At 61.7% G+C, this 20,724-nt stretch carries 16 protein-coding genes; 10 read left to right on the plus strand and 6 right to left on the minus strand.

Annotation, left to right across the window (positions count from 1 at the left end):
• Positions 1-1,065: 1,065 nt before the first annotated feature.
• Positions 1,066-1,377, minus strand: coding sequence for a DUF4148 domain-containing protein (locus QOC89_RS27855; RefSeq protein WP_323047977.1), 312 nt, complete (start codon positions 1,375-1,377; stop codon positions 1,066-1,068).
• A gap of 213 nt (positions 1,378-1,590) precedes the next feature.
• On the minus strand, positions 1,591-2,595 hold the full coding sequence (locus QOC89_RS27860) for a LysR family transcriptional regulator (RefSeq protein WP_323047978.1): 1,005 nt from the start codon (positions 2,593-2,595) through the stop codon (positions 1,591-1,593).
• A gap of 174 nt (positions 2,596-2,769) precedes the next feature.
• On the opposite strand from QOC89_RS27860, the gene QOC89_RS27865 reads away from it, so the two are divergent.
• The 10 genes from QOC89_RS27865 to QOC89_RS27910 all read left to right on the plus strand — a co-directional run bounded on the left by QOC89_RS27865 (position 2,770) and on the right by QOC89_RS27910 (position 17,002).
• The gene (locus QOC89_RS27865; RefSeq protein ID WP_416340486.1) at positions 2,770-3,624 is read left to right on the plus strand and encodes an alpha/beta hydrolase; all 855 of its coding nucleotides are present in this window, start codon (positions 2,770-2,772) and stop codon (positions 3,622-3,624) included.
• A 45-nt stretch (positions 3,625-3,669) separates the two neighbouring features.
• Positions 3,670-4,881, plus strand: a complete 1,212-nt coding sequence (locus QOC89_RS27870; RefSeq protein WP_323047980.1) for an efflux RND transporter periplasmic adaptor subunit — start codon at positions 3,670-3,672, stop codon at positions 4,879-4,881.
• Positions 4,882-4,954: 73 nt separating this feature from the next.
• Positions 4,955-8,140, plus strand: coding sequence for an efflux RND transporter permease subunit (locus QOC89_RS27875; protein ID WP_323047981.1), 3,186 nt, complete (start codon positions 4,955-4,957; stop codon positions 8,138-8,140).
• 13 nt (positions 8,141-8,153) lie between these two features.
• Positions 8,154-9,758: an efflux transporter outer membrane subunit gene (locus tag QOC89_RS27880; RefSeq protein WP_323047982.1), complete on the plus strand. Its 1,605-nt coding sequence runs from the start codon at positions 8,154-8,156 to the stop codon at positions 9,756-9,758.
• 420 nt (positions 9,759-10,178) lie between these two features.
• Entirely contained in the window at positions 10,179-11,018 is an 840-nt protein-coding gene (locus QOC89_RS27885; protein WP_323047983.1) for a MetQ/NlpA family ABC transporter substrate-binding protein, read from the plus strand.
• A 125-nt stretch (positions 11,019-11,143) separates the two neighbouring features.
• Positions 11,144-12,550 carry an LLM class flavin-dependent oxidoreductase gene (locus tag QOC89_RS27890; protein ID WP_323047984.1) on the plus strand — a complete coding sequence of 469 codons (1,407 nt, stop codon included), beginning with the start codon at positions 11,144-11,146 and terminating at the stop codon, positions 12,548-12,550.
• 13 nt (positions 12,551-12,563) lie between these two features.
• Positions 12,564-13,721 (plus strand): methionine ABC transporter ATP-binding protein, encoded by a 1,158-nt coding sequence (locus QOC89_RS27895; RefSeq protein ID WP_323047985.1) that lies wholly within the window; start codon positions 12,564-12,566, stop codon positions 13,719-13,721.
• Complete coding sequence (locus tag QOC89_RS27900; protein WP_120344862.1) at positions 13,714-14,370, plus strand: methionine ABC transporter permease; 657 nt, start codon at positions 13,714-13,716, stop codon at positions 14,368-14,370. The genes QOC89_RS27895 and QOC89_RS27900 overlap by 8 nt, the downstream gene beginning before the upstream one ends.
• Positions 14,371-14,410: 40 nt before the next feature.
• A complete protein-coding gene (locus QOC89_RS27905) occupies positions 14,411-15,613 on the plus strand; it encodes an acyl-CoA dehydrogenase family protein (RefSeq protein ID WP_323047986.1) in 1,203 nt (400 codons plus the stop codon).
• A 60-nt stretch (positions 15,614-15,673) separates the two neighbouring features.
• Positions 15,674-17,002, plus strand: coding sequence for an Nramp family divalent metal transporter (locus QOC89_RS27910; RefSeq protein WP_323047990.1), 1,329 nt, complete (start codon positions 15,674-15,676; stop codon positions 17,000-17,002).
• 203 nt (positions 17,003-17,205) lie between these two features.
• On the opposite strand, the gene flhC is transcribed toward QOC89_RS27910, so the two are convergent.
• The 4 genes from flhC to QOC89_RS27930 form a co-directional block, all read right to left on the minus strand.
• Positions 17,206-17,775 carry a flagellar transcriptional regulator FlhC gene (gene flhC / locus QOC89_RS27915; RefSeq protein ID WP_323047987.1) on the minus strand — a complete coding sequence of 190 codons (570 nt, stop codon included), beginning with the start codon at positions 17,773-17,775 and terminating at the stop codon, positions 17,206-17,208.
• A 14-nt stretch (positions 17,776-17,789) separates the two neighbouring features.
• Positions 17,790-18,110, minus strand: a complete 321-nt coding sequence (flhD, locus tag QOC89_RS27920) for a flagellar transcriptional regulator FlhD (RefSeq protein WP_035558891.1) — start codon at positions 18,108-18,110, stop codon at positions 17,790-17,792.
• Between the two features lie 502 nt (positions 18,111-18,612).
• Complete coding sequence (locus QOC89_RS27925; RefSeq protein ID WP_323047988.1) at positions 18,613-19,836, minus strand: YeeE/YedE family protein; 1,224 nt, start codon at positions 19,834-19,836, stop codon at positions 18,613-18,615.
• Between the two features lie 145 nt (positions 19,837-19,981).
• On the minus strand, positions 19,982-20,524 hold the full coding sequence (locus tag QOC89_RS27930) for a GNAT family N-acetyltransferase (protein WP_323047989.1): 543 nt from the start codon (positions 20,522-20,524) through the stop codon (positions 19,982-19,984).
• Positions 20,525-20,724: the final 200 nt, after the last annotated feature.

The following is a 20,724-nucleotide window of genomic DNA, read 5'->3' on the forward strand; positions in this document are numbered from 1 at the left end:
CCTTGATTTGTTATTGGTCTATTAGCGTCGCCCCTGTGCGGGGCAGGCACCTACTTTTCTTTGCCTGCCGCAAAGAAAAGTAGGCAAAAGAAAGCGGCTCAAACCGCTAACTCTTAAGCGGGTCCCCCGGCTTGGAGGGGGCAGTGGTGCATCTGGAATCCGTGCTCTCGCACATTCGACGTGAGTGACCAGGCAGTCATACTTCCCGCCTCGCACTGCGTGCTCGCCGGAAGGGTTCGTCAGAACCCTTGGCTTCGCTTGTATGCGGTGAGGGCCATCAGCTTCGCCTCGGCGAGGCGCTCAAGTAACTTAGCGACAAAACCGCCAGCGAGTGAACACCACCAGCAAATGAACGCCGCCAGCGAATGAACACCACTAGCGAATGAACGCGGCCAGCGAATGAAGAAAGCCGCGAATGAACGTAGCAAACGCGGATCAAACGAAGCGGGTACGTCGCGGCGGGGGGCAATCGCGTTAACAGTAGCCAATAGCGGGGGTCGTGACGATTCGATGCGACCTGCGGTAGGGAGCATAAACGCGAGAATGAAAACGCGCGTCGGTTTGCGAGGTACTTTTCGGCGCGCGCAGCGCCGCCGGAAGTATGACTGCCTTGTCACCGGGGCCGAATGTGCGAGAACGCAGATTCCAGATGCACCACTACCGCAACTGTGCGGGGAACCCGCTTAAGAATTAGCGGGTTGAGCCGCTTTCTTTTGCCTACTTTTCTTTGCGGCAGGCAAAGAAAAGTAGGTGCCTGCCCCGCACAGGGGCGACGCTAATAAACCAATAACAAATCAAGGAAAGGCCAACGCCGTAGGCACACAGACACTAACTAACCACCGCGCAGGCAAAAAGACCACTAAAACCCCAACGCCGTAGCCAAACACCCAAGCGCCACGCAAGACCCTACCTTTGTGGCGCCCGATACGGCGTCCAAACAGCAACATCTGTATCCCAGTTATCGAGTTCAGAGGGAGTCATGATGTAATCCTTTTAAAAAAGTGCCCATCCGCGACCGCGATGATCAGTTACTTTGGAAACCGAATCATCCGCGGCGAAGCCGCCTTACTGCCCATTGGCAACACGAGTCACATCGCCGCTCTTACCTTCCTGCAAGGCAATCCGCGCAGCCTGCGTCTGCCCAATCAGACCTTTATTCGGATACGTCGTGCGATTCAGCGCAGGCAACGATCCATCGCGATACGCCGCGACGAGTTCAGCCTGAACTTCAGCGCGAGTTTTGCCGCCAACGCTCGCCGCAGGTTGCGTCTCATACGTGCCTGCACGACCAATGCCGCCGCCGCCGTTGCTTTGAGCAAACACCGGCGCGCTCGCAAGCACCGAAAGAGCCAGACCTGCTAAGAGATTGCGTTTCATGATTCACTCCTGTCGATTCATTTGCAGCACAGGCAGCGCTGCGACAGGGTGAAATGTAGCCTTCGAGGCGAGCCGGATAAATCGCGGTTTCGCGAAATGAATTGTCGCAATTCCAGAACAATCGCGATAACCATCAAGTAAAGCAGGCAACCGCGGCATTAGCGCCGCGGCTGGAATTCACTGTTCCATATTCGGTACTTCAACTCGCGCGAATCACGCGACCCATTCCGTTATCACCGGCGTGTCGAGCATCGGAGCAGATTCGCGCTCTTCGAAAGTGCGCTTGGTGCATGTCGCGTCGAGACTGCCGCGACCGCTCAACAACGGGCAGCGGTCGAATACCTCGGCAATCCAGTCTACGAAAACACGGACTTTAGGCGACAGATGGCGACTGTGCGGATAGACTGCGGAAATCGGCATCGGCAAAGGCTTCAGCTCCGGCAGTACTTCAACCAGCTGTCCCGAACGCAGATGCGGCAGCACCATGAAGAGCGCCGGCTGTATCAGGCCGAAGCCCTCCACCCCGCAGGTTACGTAGGCGTCAGAGTCGTTCACCGACACAATGCCCTTCATTTTCACTTCGACTTCTTTGCCATCAACCTTGAAGGCCCAATCGAGCGTGCGTCCCGTGCGGCTCGAAAAGTAATTGACTGCTTTGTGATTCTCGAGATCCTCGAGCGAAGTCGGCATACCCGCGCGCTCGATGTAGTCCGGGGCCGCGCATGTCACGCCCTCGAACAAACCGATACGCCGCGCCACTAGCGACGAATCCTGTAGCGCGCCCACACGTATCACGCAGTCCACGCCTTCCTGCAACAGATCGACAGGCCGGTCCGTCAATCCGAGTTGCAGGTCGATGTCCGGGTAGCGCGTGTGGAATTCACACAGCGAAGGAATCACCAGCAAGCGCCCAATCGATCCCGGCATGTCGATGCGCAACTTGCCATGCGGTTTCTTGTTGCCGCTCTGGAAGCTGGCCTCGGTCTCTTCGACGTCCGCAAGAATGCGCACGCAGCGTTCGTAATACGCGGCGCCGTCCGGCGTCAGCGACAAACGCCGCGTGGTCCGGTGCATCAGACGCGTGCCGAGGAACGCTTCGAGGTTCTGAATGATGGTGGTAACGGATGCGCGCGGTAGATCGAGCGTTTCCGCAGCACGGGTAAAACTGTTGGTGTCGACGACACGCGTGAACACTTGCATGGCCTGAAGCCGGTCCATTGCAAACCTCCAGATAGGGGCGGGCGCTCTGAGCAGAAATCGAATCCGCAGAGCAATCGCATTCGATTGTTCAAGGGCGCCGAATTGTGTTGCCGGATTATAGGCATTTATTTACGAGTCTGCCGAACCCACAATTCGCACCATTGAAGTTCTATGCGCATTGCGCGGCTCGACATGGATGCATTTAAACCGCCGTACTCCTTTGTGCCCGCCGGCAGCGGCCCGGCACGGGTTGATAGCACGGCACTCGACGTCACCGACGTGCAGATCGAAGGGCACGCGCAGGACATCACGTTGCGTTTGTACCGGCAGCCCGAGAAAACCGCACTGCCAGTACTGCTTTATTTCCACGGTGGCGGCTTTACCAAGGGCTCGATCGATCAGGCCGACTACGCTGCACGTTATTTAGCAGAACACTTACCGGCTCTGGTCGTCTCGGTGGGTTACTCGCTGGCGCCCCAGTTTCCGTTTCCGGCGGCGCCTGAAGACGCGCATCGCGCGGCACTCTGGGTGCAGACCCGGGCACGCGCGTTTGGCGGAAATAGCAAGAAGGTCGGCGTGGCCGGCCACGATGCGGGCGGGCAGCTGGCCAACTGCCTCGCTTTCATCGCGCGTGACCGTGGCGATGTGCGCATCGCCGCGCAAGCGCTATTCGGACCGATGCTCGATCCGAGCCTCACGCGCCTCGGCGATGAGCAACGGCTCGGCTCGGACATCACCGCGAAAGAGTGCGCGGCGTGTTATCGCGCGTATCTGCCGCAAGCGTCGCAACGCATGCATCCGTATGCGGCGCCGCTCGAATCGTCGCGCCTCGCGGGCCTGCCGGCCACGCTGATCGTGACGGCGCAAAACGATGTGCTGCATGTGGAGGCGGAGAAATACGCGAGCAGTCTGATCGACGCCGGTGTGCTGACCCAGGTGGTCCGCTATCCGAGCATCTCGCACGCCGCGTTGGCCGACCATCCACCCGCATTGCAGGAAGCGGTGAGATTTTTTCAATGGCGCTTCGATGCGCGCGCCCATCGCTGAAACAGAAATAACCAGAACTTTAATCAACGATACCGGGAGCTTCTCATGACTATCCTTCCTCTTTCCCGTCGCCGTGTGGCGATTGCCGCGCTAGCCGTGGTCGTCGTGGCCGGACTGGGCACGTTTGGCGCGATTCGCGTTGACGCGAGCTCGCCCGCCGCGCCCACCATCGTGCCGGAAGTCGATGTGGCCACCGTGGTGCAAAAAACCATCACCGACTGGCAGAGCTATTCGGGCCGTCTCGAAGCGGTCGAAAAGGTCGACGTGCGTTCGCAAGTGCCTGGCACGATCGTGTCCGTCAACTTCAAGGACGGCGCGCTCGTGAAGAAGGGCGACACGCTGTTCGTGATCGATCCGCGCCCCTACGCAGCCGAAGTCGATCGCGCCGAAGCACAACTCGCGGCCGCGCAGGCGCGTACGGGCTACACGCAAAGCGACTGGGAACGCGCGCAGCGCCTGATCGCCGACAACGCTATCGCCAAACGCGATTACGACGAGAAGCAGAACGCCGCGCGTGAAGCGAGCGCGAACCTGAAGGCCGCGCAGGCCGCCGTCGAAACCGCGCGCATCAATCTCGGCTACACGAAGATCGTCGCCCCGGTCGCGGGCCGCGTGTCGCGCGCGGAAATCACGGTGGGCAACGTGGTATCCGCGGGGGCAAGCTCGGCGCCGCTGACAACGCTGGTGTCGGTTTCGCCGATCTACGCATCGTTCGACGCTGACGAACAAACCTATCTGCAGTACCTGAGCCGCGCGAAGGATGGCAGCAAGGTGCCGGTGGAGCTGGGTCTCGCGGACGAAAGCGGCTATTCGCGCAGCGGCGTCATCGAGTCGGTGGATAACCGTCTCGATACGTCGTCCGGCACGATCCGCGTGCGGGCGAAATTCGATAACCAGGATGGTGCATTGATCCCAGGTCTGTACGCACGCGTGAAGGTCGGCGGCAGCGAGCCGCATCCGGCACTCCTGATCGACGACGCAGCCGTGGGGACCGACCAGGACAAGAAATTCGTGCTGGTGGTGGACCAGAACAACCACGTCGTCTACCGCGAAATCGCGGTGGGCGGCATGCAGGGCAACCTGCGCGTCGTCAATGGCGGCCTGAAGGCGTCCGATCGAATCGTCGTGAACGGTATCCAGCGCGTGCGTCCGGGCGATGCAGTGCGCGCCCACATGGTGCCGATGACCGCCGACCAGGATCCGAACAGCGCGCCGCTTGCGCAGACGCGAGCGAAGGCAGCGGACAAGAACTCGTGAGCCCCGTGCGCCGCGCTTACCGCGTCATTCGCGTAGTTGAAGCGGGCGCACGCTCCAACGTTAAGAGCTTCCCATGAACATATCCAAATTTTTCATCGATCGACCGATCTTTGCCGGCGTGCTATCGGTATTGATCCTGCTGGGGGGCATCATTTCGCTCTTCAAGCTGCCGATCTCGGAGTACCCGGAAGTCGTGCCGCCTTCGGTGGTGGTGCACGCGCAGTATCCGGGCGCCAATCCGAAAGTGATCGCCGAGGCTGTAGCGGCGCCGCTCGAAGAGCAGATCAACGGCGTCGAGAACATGCTGTACATGCAGTCGCAAGCCAATAGCGACGGCAATCTCACGCTGACGGTGACTTTCAAGCTCGGCACCAATCCGGACCTCGCGACGCAGCTGGTGCAGAACCGCGTCAACCAGGCGCTGCCGCGCCTGCCGGAAGACGTGCAGCGCCTCGGCATCACGACCATCAAGAGTTCGCCGACCCTGACGATGGTGGTCCACCTGATCTCGCCGAACAATCGCTACGACATGACGTATCTGCGCAACTACGCGCTGTTGAACGTCAAGGATCGGCTCGCGCGGATTCAGGGCGTAGGCGAAGTGCAGTTGTGGGGTTCGGGCGACTACGCGATGCGCGTCTGGCTCGATCCGCAGAAAGTGGCACAACGTGGTTTGACGGCGACCGAAGTGGTCAACGCGATCCGTGAGCAGAACATTCAGGTGGCAGCCGGTGTGATCGGCGCATCGCCTTCGGTGCCGGGCACGCAATTGCAGTTGTCGGTGAATGCGCGTGGCCGTCTGAAGACTGAGGGCGAATTCGGCGACATCATCGTCAAGACCGCGCCGGATGGCGGCGTGACGTACCTGCGGGATATCGCGCGCGTCGAACTGGCGGCGTCGGAATACGGGCTGCGTTCGTTGCTCGACAATAAGCCGGCGGTTGCGCTCGCCATCAATCAGGCACCGGGTGCGAACTCGCTGGCGATTTCCGACCAGGTTCGCTCCGCGATGAAGGAACTGGCCGAAGACATGCCGGCGGGCGTCGAATACAAGATCGTCTACGACCCGACGCAGTTCGTGCGCTCGAGTATCGAGGCCGTGATCCACACGCTGCTCGAAGCGATCGCGCTGGTGGTGATCGTGGTGATCGTGTTCCTGCAAACGTGGCGGGCGTCGATCATTCCGCTGATTGCGGTGCCGGTGTCGATCGTGGGTACGTTCTCGTTGCTGCTCGCGTTCGGCTTCTCGATCAACGCGTTGTCATTGTTCGGCATGGTGCTCGCCATCGGGATCGTGGTGGACGATGCGATCGTGGTGGTGGAGAACGTCGAGCGGAATATCGAAAACGGGCTCAGTGCGCGCGATGCGACGTATAAGGCAATGCAGGAAGTCAGTGGGCCGATTATCGCGATCGCGCTGACGCTGGTCGCGGTGTTCGTGCCGCTCGCTTTCATGACCGGCTTGACGGGGCAGTTCTACAAGCAGTTCGCGATGACTATCGCGATCTCGACGGTGATCTCGGCGTTCAACTCGCTGACCTTGTCGCCGGCTTTGTCCGCGTTGCTGTTGCGCGGCCACGGCGCGAAGGAAGACTTCCTGACGCGTGTGATGAATCGCGTGCTGGGCCGCTTTTTCAAGGGCTTCAACAAGGTGTTCCATCGCGGTTCGACGGCGTATGGCGGCGGCGTGAAGGGCGTACTGCGCCGTAAAGGGGCGATGCTCGCGGTGTACGCGATCCTGCTGGGCGCGACGGTGCTGATCTCGCGCGTCGTGCCGGGTGGCTTCGTGCCGGCGCAGGACAAGGAATACCTGATCGCGTTTGCCCAGTTGCCGAACGGCGCATCATTGGATCGCACGGAAAAAGTGATCCGCGAGATGAGCTCGATTGCCTTGAAGCAGCCGGGCGTGGAAAGCGCGGTGGCGTTCCCGGGTTTGTCGGTGAACGGCTTCACCAATAGTTCGAGCGCGGGCATCGTGTTCGTCACGTTGAAGCCTTTCAAGGACCGCGGCAACAAGAAGCTCTCGGCCGGCGCGATTGCCGGGGCGTTGAACCAGCAGTACGCGGCGATCAAGGATTCGTTCGTCGCGGTGTTCCCACCGCCTCCTGTGCTAGGTCTCGGCACGCTTGGCGGCTTCAAGATGCAACTGGAAGATCACGGCGCGGTGGGCTATGCGGAGTTGAACAAAGCGGCGGAAGCGTTCGTGAAGAAGGCGGCGCAAACGCCTGAACTCGGACCGACCTTCTCGAGCTATCAGATCAACGTGCCGCAATTGAACGTCGACCTGGATCGCGTGAAGGCCAAGCAACTCGGCGTGCCGGTCACGGACGTGTTCAACACGATGCAGATCTATCTGGGCTCGCTGTATGTGAACGACTTCAACCGCTTCGGCCGCGTGTATCAGGTGCGGGTGCAGGCGGACGCACCGTTCCGTCAACGTGCCGACGACATCCTGCAACTGAAGACGCGTAACGCGGCGGGAGACATGGTGCCGTTGTCGTCACTGGTCACGGTGACGCCGACGTACGGTCCGGAAATGGTGGTGCGCTACAACGGCTATACGGCCGCCGACATCAACGGTGGACCGGCGCCAGGCTTCTCGTCGGGCCAGGCTCAGGCCGCGGCCGAACGCGTGGCGGCCGAAACCTTGCCGCATGGCGTGAAGCTCGAATGGACCGACCTGACGTATCAGCAGATCATCGCCGGCAATGCGGGGCTGTGGGTGTTCCCGATCAGCGTGCTGCTCGTGTTCCTCGTGCTCGCCGCGCTGTATGAAAGCCTGACCTTGCCGCTCGCGGTGATCCTGATCGTGCCGATGAGCGTGTTGTCCGCGCTGACCGGCGTGTGGCTCACAGGTGGTGACAACAACATCTTCACGCAGATCGGTTTGATGGTGCTGGTGGGGCTGTCGGCGAAGAACGCGATTCTGATCGTCGAGTTTGCTCGCGAACTCGAACATGACGGGCATTCGCCGCTGTCGGCGGCTATCGAGGCGAGCCGCTTGCGTCTGCGTCCGATTCTGATGACGTCGATCGCTTTCATCATGGGTGTGGTGCCGCTGGTGCTGTCGAGCGGAGCCGGTTCGGAGATGCGTCATGCGATGGGGATCGCGGTGTTCTTCGGCATGCTCGGCGTGACGCTGTTCGGTCTGATGCTGACCCCTGTGTTCTATGTGGTGCTGCGTACGCTGGCGGGTGGGACGATTCACGTCGCGCAGAAGGACTCGCCGCACTATGGGGCGCCGGTGACGGACGTCTGAGGAGAAAATAACAATGAATCGCTTTGAATCTTTAGGCGGGTGGGGCCGGGCGGCTGCCAGCGGTTTGCTGGTGGCGTTGCTCGCGGCCTGCTCCGTGGAACCCACGTATAAGCGGCCGGAGGTGGACACGCCGGTCGCGTTCAAGGAAGCGCCTGCTGCTGCATCGGGCGCGTCCGCTACCTCGGCTCCGGCTACGGCTTCGGCTTCGGCGCAGGACACCGGCACGTGGAAGCCAGCTCAACCCGCCGACGACGCGCATCGCGGCGAATGGTGGGCGATTTTCGGCGACCCGCAGTTGAATGCGCTCGAAGAGCAGGCTGCCGCCGCGAACCAGGACCTGAAGGCGGCTGCGGCACGCGTGCAGCAGGCGCGTGCGGTCACGCAGGCGGCGAAGTCGGACTGGTTCCCGAAGTTCGACGCGGGCTTCGGCCCGACGCGCGAACGGGCGTCGGCCGCCTCGCAATTCCAGCCGGATAGCGTGGGCGGTACGAACGGTACGATCTGGCGCGCGCAGGTCGGCGCGTCGTATGAGGCCGATCTGTTCGGGCGAGTCGGGTCGAATGTGAATGCGACGCGTGCGGACGAGCAGCAAACCGAGGCGTTGTTCCGTTCCGTGCAGTTGTCGCTGCAAGCCGACGTCGCGCAGAACTACTTCCAGTTGCGTGAGCTCGACACGGACCAGGACTTGTACCGCCGCACCGTGGCGTTGCGCGAGGACACGCTGAAGCTGGTCGAACGGCGTTTCAAGGAAGGCGATATCGGCGAGCTGGACGTCTCGCGCGCCCGCAACGAACTCGCGAGTGCGCGCGCGGATGCGGTGGGCGTGGCGCGTCAGCGCGCCGCCTCGGAGCACAGCCTCGCGATTCTGCTCGGCAAGCCGCCGGCGGATTTCTCGTTCGCGGAAGCGCCGCTCGCGCCGGTGACGGTGCGGGTGCCGCCGGGTCTGCCTTCGGCGCTGCTCGAACGCCGGCCGGATATTTCGGCGGCGGAACGGGCCATGATCGCGGCGAATGCGCGGGTGGGTCTGGCGAAGTCGGCGTTCTTCCCGAAGCTCGATATCACTGGCGCGGCTGGCTTTGAATCGGCGACGCTCGGCGACCTGTTCATGTGGTCGAGCCGTGCGTTCATTCTCGGCCCGTTCGCCGGTACCGCGCTGACCTTGCCCTTGTTCGACGGCGGCCGGCGCAAGGCAAATCTCGCGCAAGCCCGCTCGAAGTACGACGAGGATGTGGCGCAATATCGTCAGCAGGTGCTGGTGGCGTTCCGTGAGGTTGAAGACAATCTCGCCGATCTGCGTTTGCTCGACGATCAGATGCGCGAGCAGAACGATGCGGTCGTGGCCTCGCAGCGCGCGGCGCATCTGTCGCGCACGCAGTACACGGAAGGCGCGGTCAGCTATCTGGATGTGATCGACGGCGAGCGGCAGGTGCTGATTTCGCAGCTGCAGGCGAGCCATCTTTCGGGCACGCAAGCGGTGGCGACGGTGAATCTGATTCGCGCGCTGGGCGGCGGCTGGGGTGATGGCAAGGCTGCGGGCGACGAGGCGGTGGGTGCGGTTGCGCCGGCTTCGGGTCCGGCTGTTGCGTCTGTCCCGGCGGAGCAAGTCGCGAAGCGCTAGGTTTGCTATTTATCTTTATCTGCTAAGGCATTTTATGTGGAACGCCGGACTGCGCGAAAGCGCGTCCGGCGTTTTCTTGTGAACGCTGTGCCGATCGAACTCGGCGTGGCAGACCGCTTATCACTTGTTTTTTCCCGCTTCCCCCAAATCGTTTTTCCCGCTTTCCTTCCAAAAATCCGTTCGTAGACCGCCGGTTTCCCGCCATCTATGATGATTCGCACCTCATCTGGAGAGAGGCGATGACCTGTCCGACCTGCCGCTGTCCGCGCTGATCCGCTCACGCGTTCTATTGCTGCTGCACGCCGCTTGACCCGCGCGCCGCAGATGTCCGTTGACCGATCCTTTTAGGCATGCGCAGCCGCGTGCCGTTGGATCGGCACGCTCCGAGAATCACTTCGCCCAAATCTAAACGAGCTCATCATGCGCATTTTCTTATCCACTGTGCGGCGTTTCTTCCACGCGCCGGCTTTAACCCTCATCAGCGTGTTCGGCCTCGCACTGGCGTTGTCCGCCGCGCCTGCAAGCGCGGCGGATTCGCCCACATTGAAAATCGGCACCGCCACCAGCCCGCAAATAGAAGCGCTCAAAGTGGCCGCGCGCGAGGCGAAAGAGCAGGGCCTCGACGTGAAGATCATCGAGTTCACCGACTGGAATACGCCGAACGCCGCGCTCGCCAACAAGGATATCGACGTCAATTACTTCCAGCACATTCCGTTTCTCGAGAACGCCAAGAAGCAGGGCGGCTATAACTTCATCGCCATCGCGCCGGGCACGATCATGAAGATCGGTCTGTACTCGAAAAAGATCAAACGCTTCGACGAATTGAAAGACGGCGCCACGGTCGCCATTGCCAATGATCCGGTCAACGGCGGTCGCGGGCTGTTGTTGCTGCAACGCGCCGGTCTTATCAAGCTGACGCCGGGTATCGACTATCGCGCCACCACGCTGAACATCATCGACAACCCGAAGCATCTGAAGATCGTCCAGCTCGAGGCATCGCAACTGGCGCGTTCGCTGGACGACGTCGATCTGGCCCAGGGTTACCCGAGCTTCATCAAGCTTGCGGGCACCGCCGATCCGAATAGCGCACTGCTGTTCGACGGTCTGGAAAACAAGAACTACGCGATCCAATGGGTCGTGCGTCCGGAAAGTGCGAACGACCCGCGTATCCGCAAGTTCATCTCGATCTATCAGCATTCGCCCGCTGTGCGTGCCGCGCTCGATAAGGCCTTCGGCAACCTCTACGCCGTTGCCTGGTGAGTTGCGCAGCAAGCTCATGCAACTGAGCCCCGCAACTGAGCCCCGCAACCGAGCCGCCCAACTGAAACTGAGTCACGTAACCACGCCACGCAGCCAGTAACGTTGTCATAGCAAGGAGTCGTACGATGGCGAAGAAAAAGATCCTGCTGAACGCATTCAACATGAACGCGGTCGGCCATATCAACCACGGTTTGTGGACGCATCCGCGCGACCGTTCCGCGCACTACACCGACCTCGACTACTGGACGAGCCTCGCGCAAACGCTCGAGCGCGGCAAGTTCGACGGCATTTTTCTCGCAGATATCGTCGGTGTGTACGACGTTTACCAGGGCGGCCCGGAAACCCCGTTGCGCGAATCGGTGCAGATTCCGATCAACGATCCGTCGCTGATCGTGCCCGCCATGGCGCATGTGACGAAGCACATCGGCTTCGGCGTCACATCGAATCTGACGTACGAACCGCCGTATCTGTTCGCGCGCCGCATGTCGACGCTGGATCATCTGACCAAGGGCCGCGTGGGCTGGAACATCGTCACCGGCTATCTGGACAGCGCGGCGCGCGGCATGGGTCTCGCGCAACAGATCAGCCATGACGACCGCTACGATCGCGCCGACGACTACATGGAGGTGGTCTACAAGCTATGGGAGCAAAGCTGGGAAGACGACGCGGTGGTGCGCGACCGCGCGGCGCGTATCTTCTCGCATCCCGACAAGGTGCATCGGGCGAAACACGACGGCCCGTTCTATTCGATCGACGCGATTCATTTGAGTGAGCCGTCGCCGCAACGCACGCCGGTTCTGTATCAGGCGGGTTCGTCGAGCCGCGGCGTCGATTTCGCCGCACGTCACGCGGAATGCGTGTTTGTCGGCGGCCAGAACAAGCAGCTCACGCGTTCAATTGTCGACGACATTCGAGCACGGGCGGTGAGCTTCGGGCGCGCGCCTGACGATATCAAGATCTTTGCCGGCATCACTGTCGTAGTGGGCGAAACGGAACGCGCCGCGCAGGAAAAATTCGAGGAGTACCGGCGCTATGCGAGTGCCGAAGGCGGCATCGCGCATTTCTCCAGTTCCACTGGCATCGACTTCTCGCGCTACGAGCTGGATGAACCGATTTCGTATGTGAAGACCGAGTCGATGCAATCGGCAGTCGAAGCGATTTCGAAGAAGAGCGTGAGCGGCGTGTGGACCAAGCGCAAGGTGCTCGAGCAGATGACGCTTGGTGGCCGCGCGAAGCCCGTGGTCGGTTCACCTCGGCAGATCGCGGATGAGCTGGTGTCGTGGATCGAAGAGGCTGGCGTCGATGGCTTCAATCTGACGCGTACCGTCATGCCCGAATCGTTCGAAGACTTCGTCGATCTGGTGGTGCCGGAATTGCAGAATCGCGGCGTCTACAAGGAAGACTACGACCCGGCGCCGACGCTGCGTGAAAAGCTGTTCGGCGGCGGCCGCGCGCGACTGCCAGAGGGGCATGCCGGCGCGCAGCATCGGCGTCGCGCGCAAACCGGCGCGCGAGCCACCGTGGCAGCCTGAGAGGAGCGAAATCATGGCCAACCTTTTCGACGTGCCGCAGTTCATTGAAGACGCGCCGTCCCTCGGCTTGAATCGCATCGCGGCTGATACCACGCAAGAAGCCGTGGTATTCGACGATGTGGGCAAGGTATTCGCCACCCCGCGCGGCGTGCCGACCGCGGCGCTGGCGAATGTCACGCTGAAGGTAGCGCGCGGCGAGGTATTCGGCATCATCGGCCGCAGCGGGGCGGGCAAGTCGACGCTGCTGCGGCTCGTCAACGGTCTGGAAAAGCCGAGTTCCGGCGCTGTCCGCGTCAATGGCGTGAGCGTCGGCGAACTCGACGAACGCGGGCTGGTGACAATGCGGCGGCGCATCGGCATGGTGTTCCAGCATTTCAATCTGCTCTCCGCAAAAACGGTGCGCGAGAACATCGCGTTGCCGCTGAAAATCGCCGGAGCGCCTAAAGCGGCCATCGACAAAAAGGTCGACGCGTTGCTCGAACTCGTCGGCCTGTCGACCAAGCGCGACGCTTATCCGGCGAGTTTGTCGGGCGGCCAGAAGCAGCGCGTCGGAATCGCGCGCGCCTTGGTGACCGACCCGGATATTCTGCTGTGCGACGAGGCGACATCCGCACTCGATCCTGAAACGACGCAGGCCATTCTCGCGTTGCTGCGCGATATCAATCAGCGGCTCAATCTGACCATCGTGCTGATTACGCACGAGATGCAGGTGATTCGCGAAGTCTGCGATACGGTGGCGGTGATCGAACGCGGAGAAGTGGTGGAGACCGGTCCGGTGTGGCGCGTGTTCGGCGACCCGCAGCATGACGCGACTCGCGCGTTATTGCGCACCTTGGTGCATGACCTGCCCGCGGACCTTGCCGCGCGCGTCAAACCGTTGCACGAGATCGGGCAAGCGGATGCGCGGATTCTGCTCGACGTGCGCTTTACCGGCAGCAACGCGAGTGAGCCGGATCTCGGTGGGTTGACGTCCGCCCTGAGTCTGGAAGGCGGCCATGTGAGCTTCGTGCATGGTGGGCTCGACCGGATTCAGGGGCATGCGCAAGGGCGTCTGGTGATGTCGGCGCAAGTGCGCGCGAAGGCGGACGTCACCGTGCAAAAGCAGGTTGCGACGTTGCTCGAACGCGCGCGTCAATATGCCAACCATGTCGAGGTGCTCGGCTATGTCTGATCTTTGGCTCTCGGAACTCGCCGATGCCATTCGCGACACCATCGTCATGGTCGGTGTATCCGCCTTCGTCGCGGCTCTGATTGGGATTCCGCTTGCGCTCGTGCTGGTCACCACGACGCGCGGCGGCATCTTTGAAAAACGCGTGGTCAACAGCACGCTCGGGGCGCTCGTCAATGCGTTCCGCTCTACGCCGTTCATCATTCTGCTGGTCGCGTTGCTGCCGCTCACGCGTTTGCTGATCGGCACCACGATCGGCGTATGGGCGGCCATCGTGCCGCTCAGCATTGCGGCCATTCCCTTCTTTGCACGCGTGGCCGAAGTGAGCTTGCGCGAGGTGGATCGTGGTTTGATCGAAGCCGCGCAGGCAATGGGCGCGCAACGCCGGCACATCATCTGGCACGTGCTGCTGCCCGAGGCGTTGCCGGGCATTCTCGGCGGCTTCACGATCACCGTGGTGGCGATGATCGGTTCCTCGGCCATGGCGGGCGCGGTCGGCGCCGGCGGTCTCGGCGATCTGGCGATCCGCTACGGCTACCAGCGTTTCGATACCACCGTGATGGTCACGGTGATCGTGTTGCTGATCGTGATTGTGACGGCGGTGCAGTTTGTCGGCGACCGCTTCGTGCGACGGCTTGCGCAACGCGCATAATTGGCGTCTCGCTTGCCAAAACTCTTCACGTGGACATTGCATGAACGAACCTCGTCATCCCGAGGCACTGGGAAACTTGCAAGCCGGCGCCGCGCCCGTGGTGCGCGACCTCAGCGGCTTGCTCGCCGCATTGCGTGCCAGCGCGGCCCAGCGCGATCGCGACGGCGGCCACGCCGCGCAGGAAAAACAATGGATCGCCGACGCGGGTCTGGTCACGCTCGCCGTGCCGCGTGAATTCGGCGGTGCCGGCGTGCGCTGGCCCGAGATCTACGAGACGATTCGGAAGATCGCGCGAGTCGACAGTGCGCTCGCGCATTTGCTGGGCTTCACGTGCTTGCAGGTGGTCAGCGTCAATGTATGGGGCAATCCGGAACAACGCGCCCGTTATCTGAGCGGCACCGTTGAAGGGCGCTGGTGGTGGGGCAATGCCGTCAATCCGCTCGACACGCGGCTCGTTGCAAACGCAACCAGTGACGGCGGCTATCGTCTCGATGGGCAAAAAGGCTTTTGCTCGGGTACCCGCGGCTCACACATGATGACGGTGTCCGCGCACGATCCGGCGACCGGCAAACCGGTGTTCGCCGTCGTGCCGACCACGCGCGAAGGCATCACCGTCAATGAAGACTGGAATCCGATCGGTCAGCGGCAGACCGACAGCGGCAGCGTCTCCTTCGTGCAGGTCAAAGTCGAGCCGCATGAGGTGCTGGAGCGGGCCGACACGCCGTTCGCGAGTCTGCGCACGCTGATCTCGCAGCAGGTGTTGACCAATCTGTTCGTCGGCATCGCCCAGGGCGCCCTTGAAGAAGCACGCGCTTACGTCACGCAGCATGGCCGGCCGTGGATCTCTTCCGGCGTCGATAAAGCCACCGACGATCCCTACCTGATCCAGCGTTTCGGCGAAATGCGGCTGCAAGCGGTGAGCGCGGAAGCGCTGGCAACACGTGCCGCCTTCGCGCTCGAGGATGCGTGGCAACAGGGCCCGGCTTTGGACGCCGAAACCCGCGCACATGTTGCACTCGCTACCTCTGAGGCGAAAATCGTCGCGCACCGCGCCGCGCTCGACGTCAGCGAAAAACTCTTCGACGCCTGCGGCGCGCGCGCCACGCACGCGCCGCTCGCGCTCGACCGCTTCTGGCGCAACGCGCGCGTGCACACGCTGCACGATCCGCTCGACTATCGCGTACGCGACGTCGGCCGTTATGCGCTGAACGGAACGTTGCCGGAAGTTTCTTTGTACACTTGAGGCGGTTCGCGGCGTCCGGCACGGAGCGCCGCGGTGTGTCCCCTTCAAGAGAGCATCGGATTGCAGTTCAAACTACCGACCACCGCCACGGCGCCTTTTTGCCCATCCGAGGTGCAAGGCTCGGTCAGCGTCACGCAGGGCGCGCCATTCTGGAAAAAAATCCTTCAATTCGCCGGGCCCGGTCTGCTGATTTCGATCGGCTACATGGACCCCGGCAACTGGGCTACCGACATCGAAGCGGGGTCGCGCTACGGCTACAGCCTGCTGTTCGTCGTCATGCTGTCGAGTCTTGCGGCAATGGCACTGCAATGCCTGAGCATGCGTCTTGGCATCGCGACCGGGCGGGATCTCGCGGAATTGTCGCGGCTGCGTTATTCACCGGGTGTCGCGCGTTTTCAGTGGCTGCTTGCCGAGCTGTCGATCGTGGCCTGCGACCTGGCCGAAGTGCTCGGCGGCGCGCTGGCTTTCCATCTGCTCTTCAAGTGTTCGCTCACCACCGGCGTGTTGCTGACCGCGTTCGACACGCTGATCGTACTGGGTCTGAAGGGCAAGAATTTCCGCGATCTCGAAGCGATCATGCTCGGCTTGATCGCGACCATCGGCGTTGGCTACATCATCGAACTGGCGCTGGTGCAGCCGCATTGGCCGTCGGTTGCCCAAGGACTGATTCCTTCGTGGCAGGCGCTCAGCAGCCGCGAGCCGATGTATCTGGCGATCGGCATTCTCGGCGCGACCGTGATGCCGCACAACCTCTATCTGCATTCGTCGATCGTGCAGACGCGCGCGGTGAAGCGCGATTCGGCCAGCATCAGGTCGGCGATCGGCATGTCGCGCATCGATACGATCGTCTCGCTGGTGCTCGCGTTGCTGATCAACATGGCGATTCTGATTCTCGCGGCCGCCGCGTTCCATGCCACCGGCCACAATCAGGTCACCGAGATCGAAGACGCGTACAAGCTGCTGGCGCCGATCGTCGGCACGGGTTTCGCGGCGGTGCTGTTCGCCATCACGCTGCTGGCGTCGGGGCAAAGTTCGACCTTCACCGGCACGGTAGCGGGGCAGGTCATCATGGAAGGCTTTCTCAAGCTGAAAATTCCGTGCTGGCAACGGCGCTTCATCACGCGGGCACTCGCCTTGATTCCGGCGCTGATCGGCGTGCAGATGATGGGCAACGGCGCGGTCGGCAAATTGCTGGTCGCAAGCCAGGTCGTGCTGAGCCTGCAACTGCCGTTCGCGCTTTATCCGCTGATCCGCATGACGAACGACCGTTCGCTGATGGGTGAGTTCGCCAACCGGCTGCCGACGCGGCTCGTCGCCTGGTCGCTGTTCGTACTGATCAGTGCGGCGAACCTGTGGCTGGTGGTGCAGACGGTGGGGCTGGTGGGGTGACTGCGGCGTTGAGGGAGAGGGGTCTGTCGCGCGATGCCCGGTTGAAAAACGGGCTCACTCCGCTTCAGGATGCGAGGCGCGAGCCGGGTGCGATTCTGACGGCGGCAAACACAATATAAAAAAGGTCCGCGTGGTGGCGGACCTTCTTCCGGGTTGCTTCGGTTTGAATCAGGCTGGACCGGCCATCATCGATTCAAGGCAACTTAGGCGGCTTGCGCGATCTGCGCGGCTTCGAGCGCTTCCTGGCGAGCGGCGGCGGCCTTCTTGGTCTTGCCGGCGCGCGACGGCGGTTGGCAAGCGCCACACACCACGTTGTGTTGCAGATCGTGCTTGTGCGCGACGAACTTGCCGGTGCAACGGCAGCATTTCGTCAGTTGCAGGATATTGGCGTCGAAAAAACGGACCAGCGTCCATGCACGCGTCAGATCCAGTACCGGTTCGCTTTCGCTGTGCTGGCAATGTTCCAGATACAGCCGATACCCTTTGGTAAGCGCATCCAGATGCGAGCAGCGCGCTTCGTTCTTCAGAAACAGGTACGTGTTGTAAAACAACGACGCGTGGATGTTTGCCAGCCACGTCATGTACCAGTCCGCCGAAAACGGCAGCATGCCCTTGGGCGGAGAAACGCCTTTCACCTCGCGGTACAGGCGGATCATGCGGTCGCGCGAAAGCGTCAATTCACTTTCGAGCACTTGCATGCGCGCGCCGAGTTCAATCAGCGCGATCGCACGGAAAACTTCTTGCGCGTCTTCTGTCAGGCTACGCTTGAGCATCGCGGTCACCTCGATTAAGCAAACTGCTCAGCAGGCTGGCCTGCAAGTAGGATCGCCGCATGAGTCGGTGCAACGGCTGCGTGCTTCGTCGTTTGCGTCAACGCCGACAACATCGCGTGGTCGTTGAAGCGGAAAAAGCATAAAAGCTGATCGGAAGCGGCCAGCTTGACGATCTGCGCGAGCGACAGCCCGGCAAGCAAATCAGCCAGTTCCGACGACAGTCCCAGTCGGAACATTCCGACCGGTTTGTCCTCACGCAACATACGTTGCGCGAGCATGATGTAAGACAAGTTAATCTCGCGGATTGAATCCAGCGTCTCGCTGCTACGGTCCATTTTTTGTGTTTCCGAAGCCCCGAATTACTATGTCGGCTTTTTTTGCCGTTATGTCTTTTGTGCCTCGCCGGAAACGAGATCCTCCGGCTACATGTCACCACCTGATACATCGCGTTACATTTCGTAACAGCTTGGGTCGAATTGTATGAAGGGTAAAACAAGAAATCAATCCCTTCTCAAAAAAATATCTCAAAAAGATACATCTAATATCGGTAACTCTTTCACGGACCTGTAATAGAGAGCGCTTCGGTGGTTTTTTGCGGCCCGCGAATTTCGTCTAATCCGTGGAAACCCTTGTGTGATGGGGTCTGCGGCAATTTGTCTGAGCAAAGACGGAGTCGCGGCCGGGAACCGGAAATTGAGGAGTTGAACTGGAAAGGAAATAGAAAGCGGGGTCAATTAAAAGTAATAAATACCGTTCATTGATCTCGCCATGGGGACACATCAGAGACGTAACAGATTGGTGCGGCCCCAGTTACAAATGAGGCCGCATTTGTAACGTTTAGCAACCGCTGGCGCGGACCCGTTCGACTTCGAGGCCGAATGCCGGGCGCAGACGGGTGCCGAGCACGTTGCCGGCGAAAGCGGCGACCAGCCACAACCAGCCGTGCAAGCTGCCTGACACGATGCCGCTGAAATAGGCGCCGATGTTACAACCATAGGCCAGACGGGCTCCGTAGCCGAGCATCAGGCCGCCGACCACGGCCGCGATCAGCGAACGGGCCGGTACCTTCCAGACCGGCGCGTAACGGCCGGCGAGCGCGGCGGCCGTCATGGCGCCGAGGACGATGCCGAGGTCCATCACCGTGGTGACGTCATGTGTAACAGGCGCGGCCAGAGCGCCGGCGTTGGCGTGAGCGGCCCAGTATGGCCAATTGGCCACATCGATACCCAACGCGGCAAACAGCTTGGCGCCCCACAGCGCGAACGCCGAGGTCACACCCCACGGGCGGCCGGACAGCGCCAGGGTCGCGAAGTTGAGCAAGACCAGAGCGATGGCGCCGACGAACAGGGGCCACGGACCGTGCAGCCATGGTGACGCGTGGGGTTCGCGAAGCGGTTCGCTGACCAGCCGGCCATGACGGCGCCGTTCGACCCATACGGTGAGGGCCGCAATCGTGGCGAACATGACCAGATTCAACACGATCGCCCAGCCCGCTCCGAGTGCGGTCACCATCGAAAGCGGTTTGAGCGACGGCAGTGCCGTCCAGAACGGCATGTGCGCGGTTGCGACAACCGAGCCGATGACGAACGCCACCAGCGTGACGATCATGCGTGTGCTGCCGCCGCCCACGGTGTACAACGTGCCGGACGCGCAGCCGCCGCCCAACTGCATGCCGATACCGAACATGAAGGCACCGACCAGCACGGACGTGCCTGCCGGCGCGACCAGGCCGACCACCGGCTGGCCGAACAGCGTGCCTGCGGCGAGCGCCGGAAAGAACAGCAGCACGCCGAGCGCCAGCATCAGCATTTGCGCGCGCAGACCGGCGCCGCGGCCGTCGGCGATAAAGACCCGCCACGCGGAGGTAAAGCCGAACGCCGCGTGATAGAGCGACACGCCGAGCAGCGCGCCAACAACGTAGAGCGCCGCCTGGCGGCCGCTCACGGTTTGCGCCAGATAGACGGCGCCCAGCGCGATGAGTAAGAGCGCGGCGCCTAGCGGTTTCGGATTGATGTCGAAACGGCGGGGTACGCGCGGAAGCGAAGTGGAAAGATCGGACATGGTATTTAACTGACGAGCGGCAGATCGAAGGTAGCCCGGGAACGGGAGGTGACCCGCTTCAGGGTTGGTGTGGCGGAAAGTGATTAAAAAAGATAGCACGGATTGCGTGCTTAAGCAGGGCGACCGAAGCTCTACCCGTTAGCTGTTACATGAAGCGCGCCATCAGATCGGCGTCGTGGAACACCCCGTTGACGTTCAGCGCGCCGATCTCGCAGCCGTATTTGCGAAAACCAAGCGACTCGTAGAGTTTGCGGGCGGGCTCGTTCCGGCTGCCCACCATCAACTGGATCTGCCGCAGGCCTTCTATTCGCGTCGCGCGCGCCAGCAACTCATCGAGCAATGCGCGCCCGACGCCGCGGCCCGCAGCCTCCGGCGCGACATACATGCCGACGACGGAGGCCTTGTGCCGTTCCTTGTCGCTCTGGCTGCGCAGCAATCCGACCATGCCGATCAGCGGCGCATTGGCCGATGCGTAGGCGCCCAGCAAAAACTCGCCTTCGGCGGCGCGTGTGCCTTGCAACATCGCATCGTACCGTGCTGCGCCCTTGGCTAGCGCTTCCTCGTAGCTTTGACCGAATGACTCCGGATGTGCCTTTAGTCCTCGCAGCCGAAGCTGGAAGTAGGCATCGCGGTCGGCCGGACCGAGCTGGCGCACCAGTGGGTCGTTGTTGATCAAATGCGTCTCCATGTGGTTTGGATGATGGTGCACAAGCGGTAACAACCCGGTGTGTATCTCGCCCGGGATTCTGCGGCCCCGCTGCCATGCTATTGCTTCACGGCTTCACGGCTTCACGGCTTCACGGCTTCACGGCTTCACGGCTTCACGGCTTCACGGCTTCACGGCTTCACGACTTCACGGTTCCATGGCTTCACGGCTTCGCAGCTTCA

It is taken from the genome of Paraburkholderia sp. (assembly GCF_034668105.1).
Taxonomy (GTDB): Bacteria; Pseudomonadota; Gammaproteobacteria; order Burkholderiales; family Burkholderiaceae; genus Paraburkholderia.

Coding starts and splice junctions, on each gene's coding strand:
- QOC89_RS27895 (WP_323047985.1), top strand. CDS start 12,564: ATGGCCAACCTTTTCGACGTGCCGCAGTTCATTGAAGACGCGCCGTCC.
- QOC89_RS27930 (WP_323047989.1), bottom strand. CDS start 20,524: ATGGAGACGCATTTGATCAACAACGACCCACTGGTGCGCCAGCTCGGT.
- QOC89_RS27905 (WP_323047986.1), top strand. CDS start 14,411: ATGAACGAACCTCGTCATCCCGAGGCACTGGGAAACTTGCAAGCCGGC.
- QOC89_RS27885 (WP_323047983.1), top strand. CDS start 10,179: ATGCGCATTTTCTTATCCACTGTGCGGCGTTTCTTCCACGCGCCGGCT.
- QOC89_RS27865 (WP_416340486.1), top strand. CDS start 2,770: ATGGATGCATTTAAACCGCCGTACTCCTTTGTGCCCGCCGGCAGCGGC.
- QOC89_RS27880 (WP_323047982.1), top strand. CDS start 8,154: ATGAATCGCTTTGAATCTTTAGGCGGGTGGGGCCGGGCGGCTGCCAGC.
- flhD (WP_035558891.1), bottom strand. CDS start 18,110: ATGGACCGTAGCAGCGAGACGCTGGATTCAATCCGCGAGATTAACTTG.
- QOC89_RS27860 (WP_323047978.1), bottom strand. CDS start 2,595: ATGGACCGGCTTCAGGCCATGCAAGTGTTCACGCGTGTCGTCGACACC.
- QOC89_RS27875 (WP_323047981.1), top strand. CDS start 4,955: ATGAACATATCCAAATTTTTCATCGATCGACCGATCTTTGCCGGCGTG.
- QOC89_RS27925 (WP_323047988.1), bottom strand. CDS start 19,836: ATGTCCGATCTTTCCACTTCGCTTCCGCGCGTACCCCGCCGTTTCGAC.
- QOC89_RS27900 (WP_120344862.1), top strand. CDS start 13,714: ATGTCTGATCTTTGGCTCTCGGAACTCGCCGATGCCATTCGCGACACC.
- QOC89_RS27855 (WP_323047977.1), bottom strand. CDS start 1,377: ATGAAACGCAATCTCTTAGCAGGTCTGGCTCTTTCGGTGCTTGCGAGC.
- QOC89_RS27890 (WP_323047984.1), top strand. CDS start 11,144: ATGGCGAAGAAAAAGATCCTGCTGAACGCATTCAACATGAACGCGGTC.
- QOC89_RS27870 (WP_323047980.1), top strand. CDS start 3,670: ATGACTATCCTTCCTCTTTCCCGTCGCCGTGTGGCGATTGCCGCGCTA.
- flhC (WP_323047987.1), bottom strand. CDS start 17,775: ATGCTCAAGCGTAGCCTGACAGAAGACGCGCAAGAAGTTTTCCGTGCG.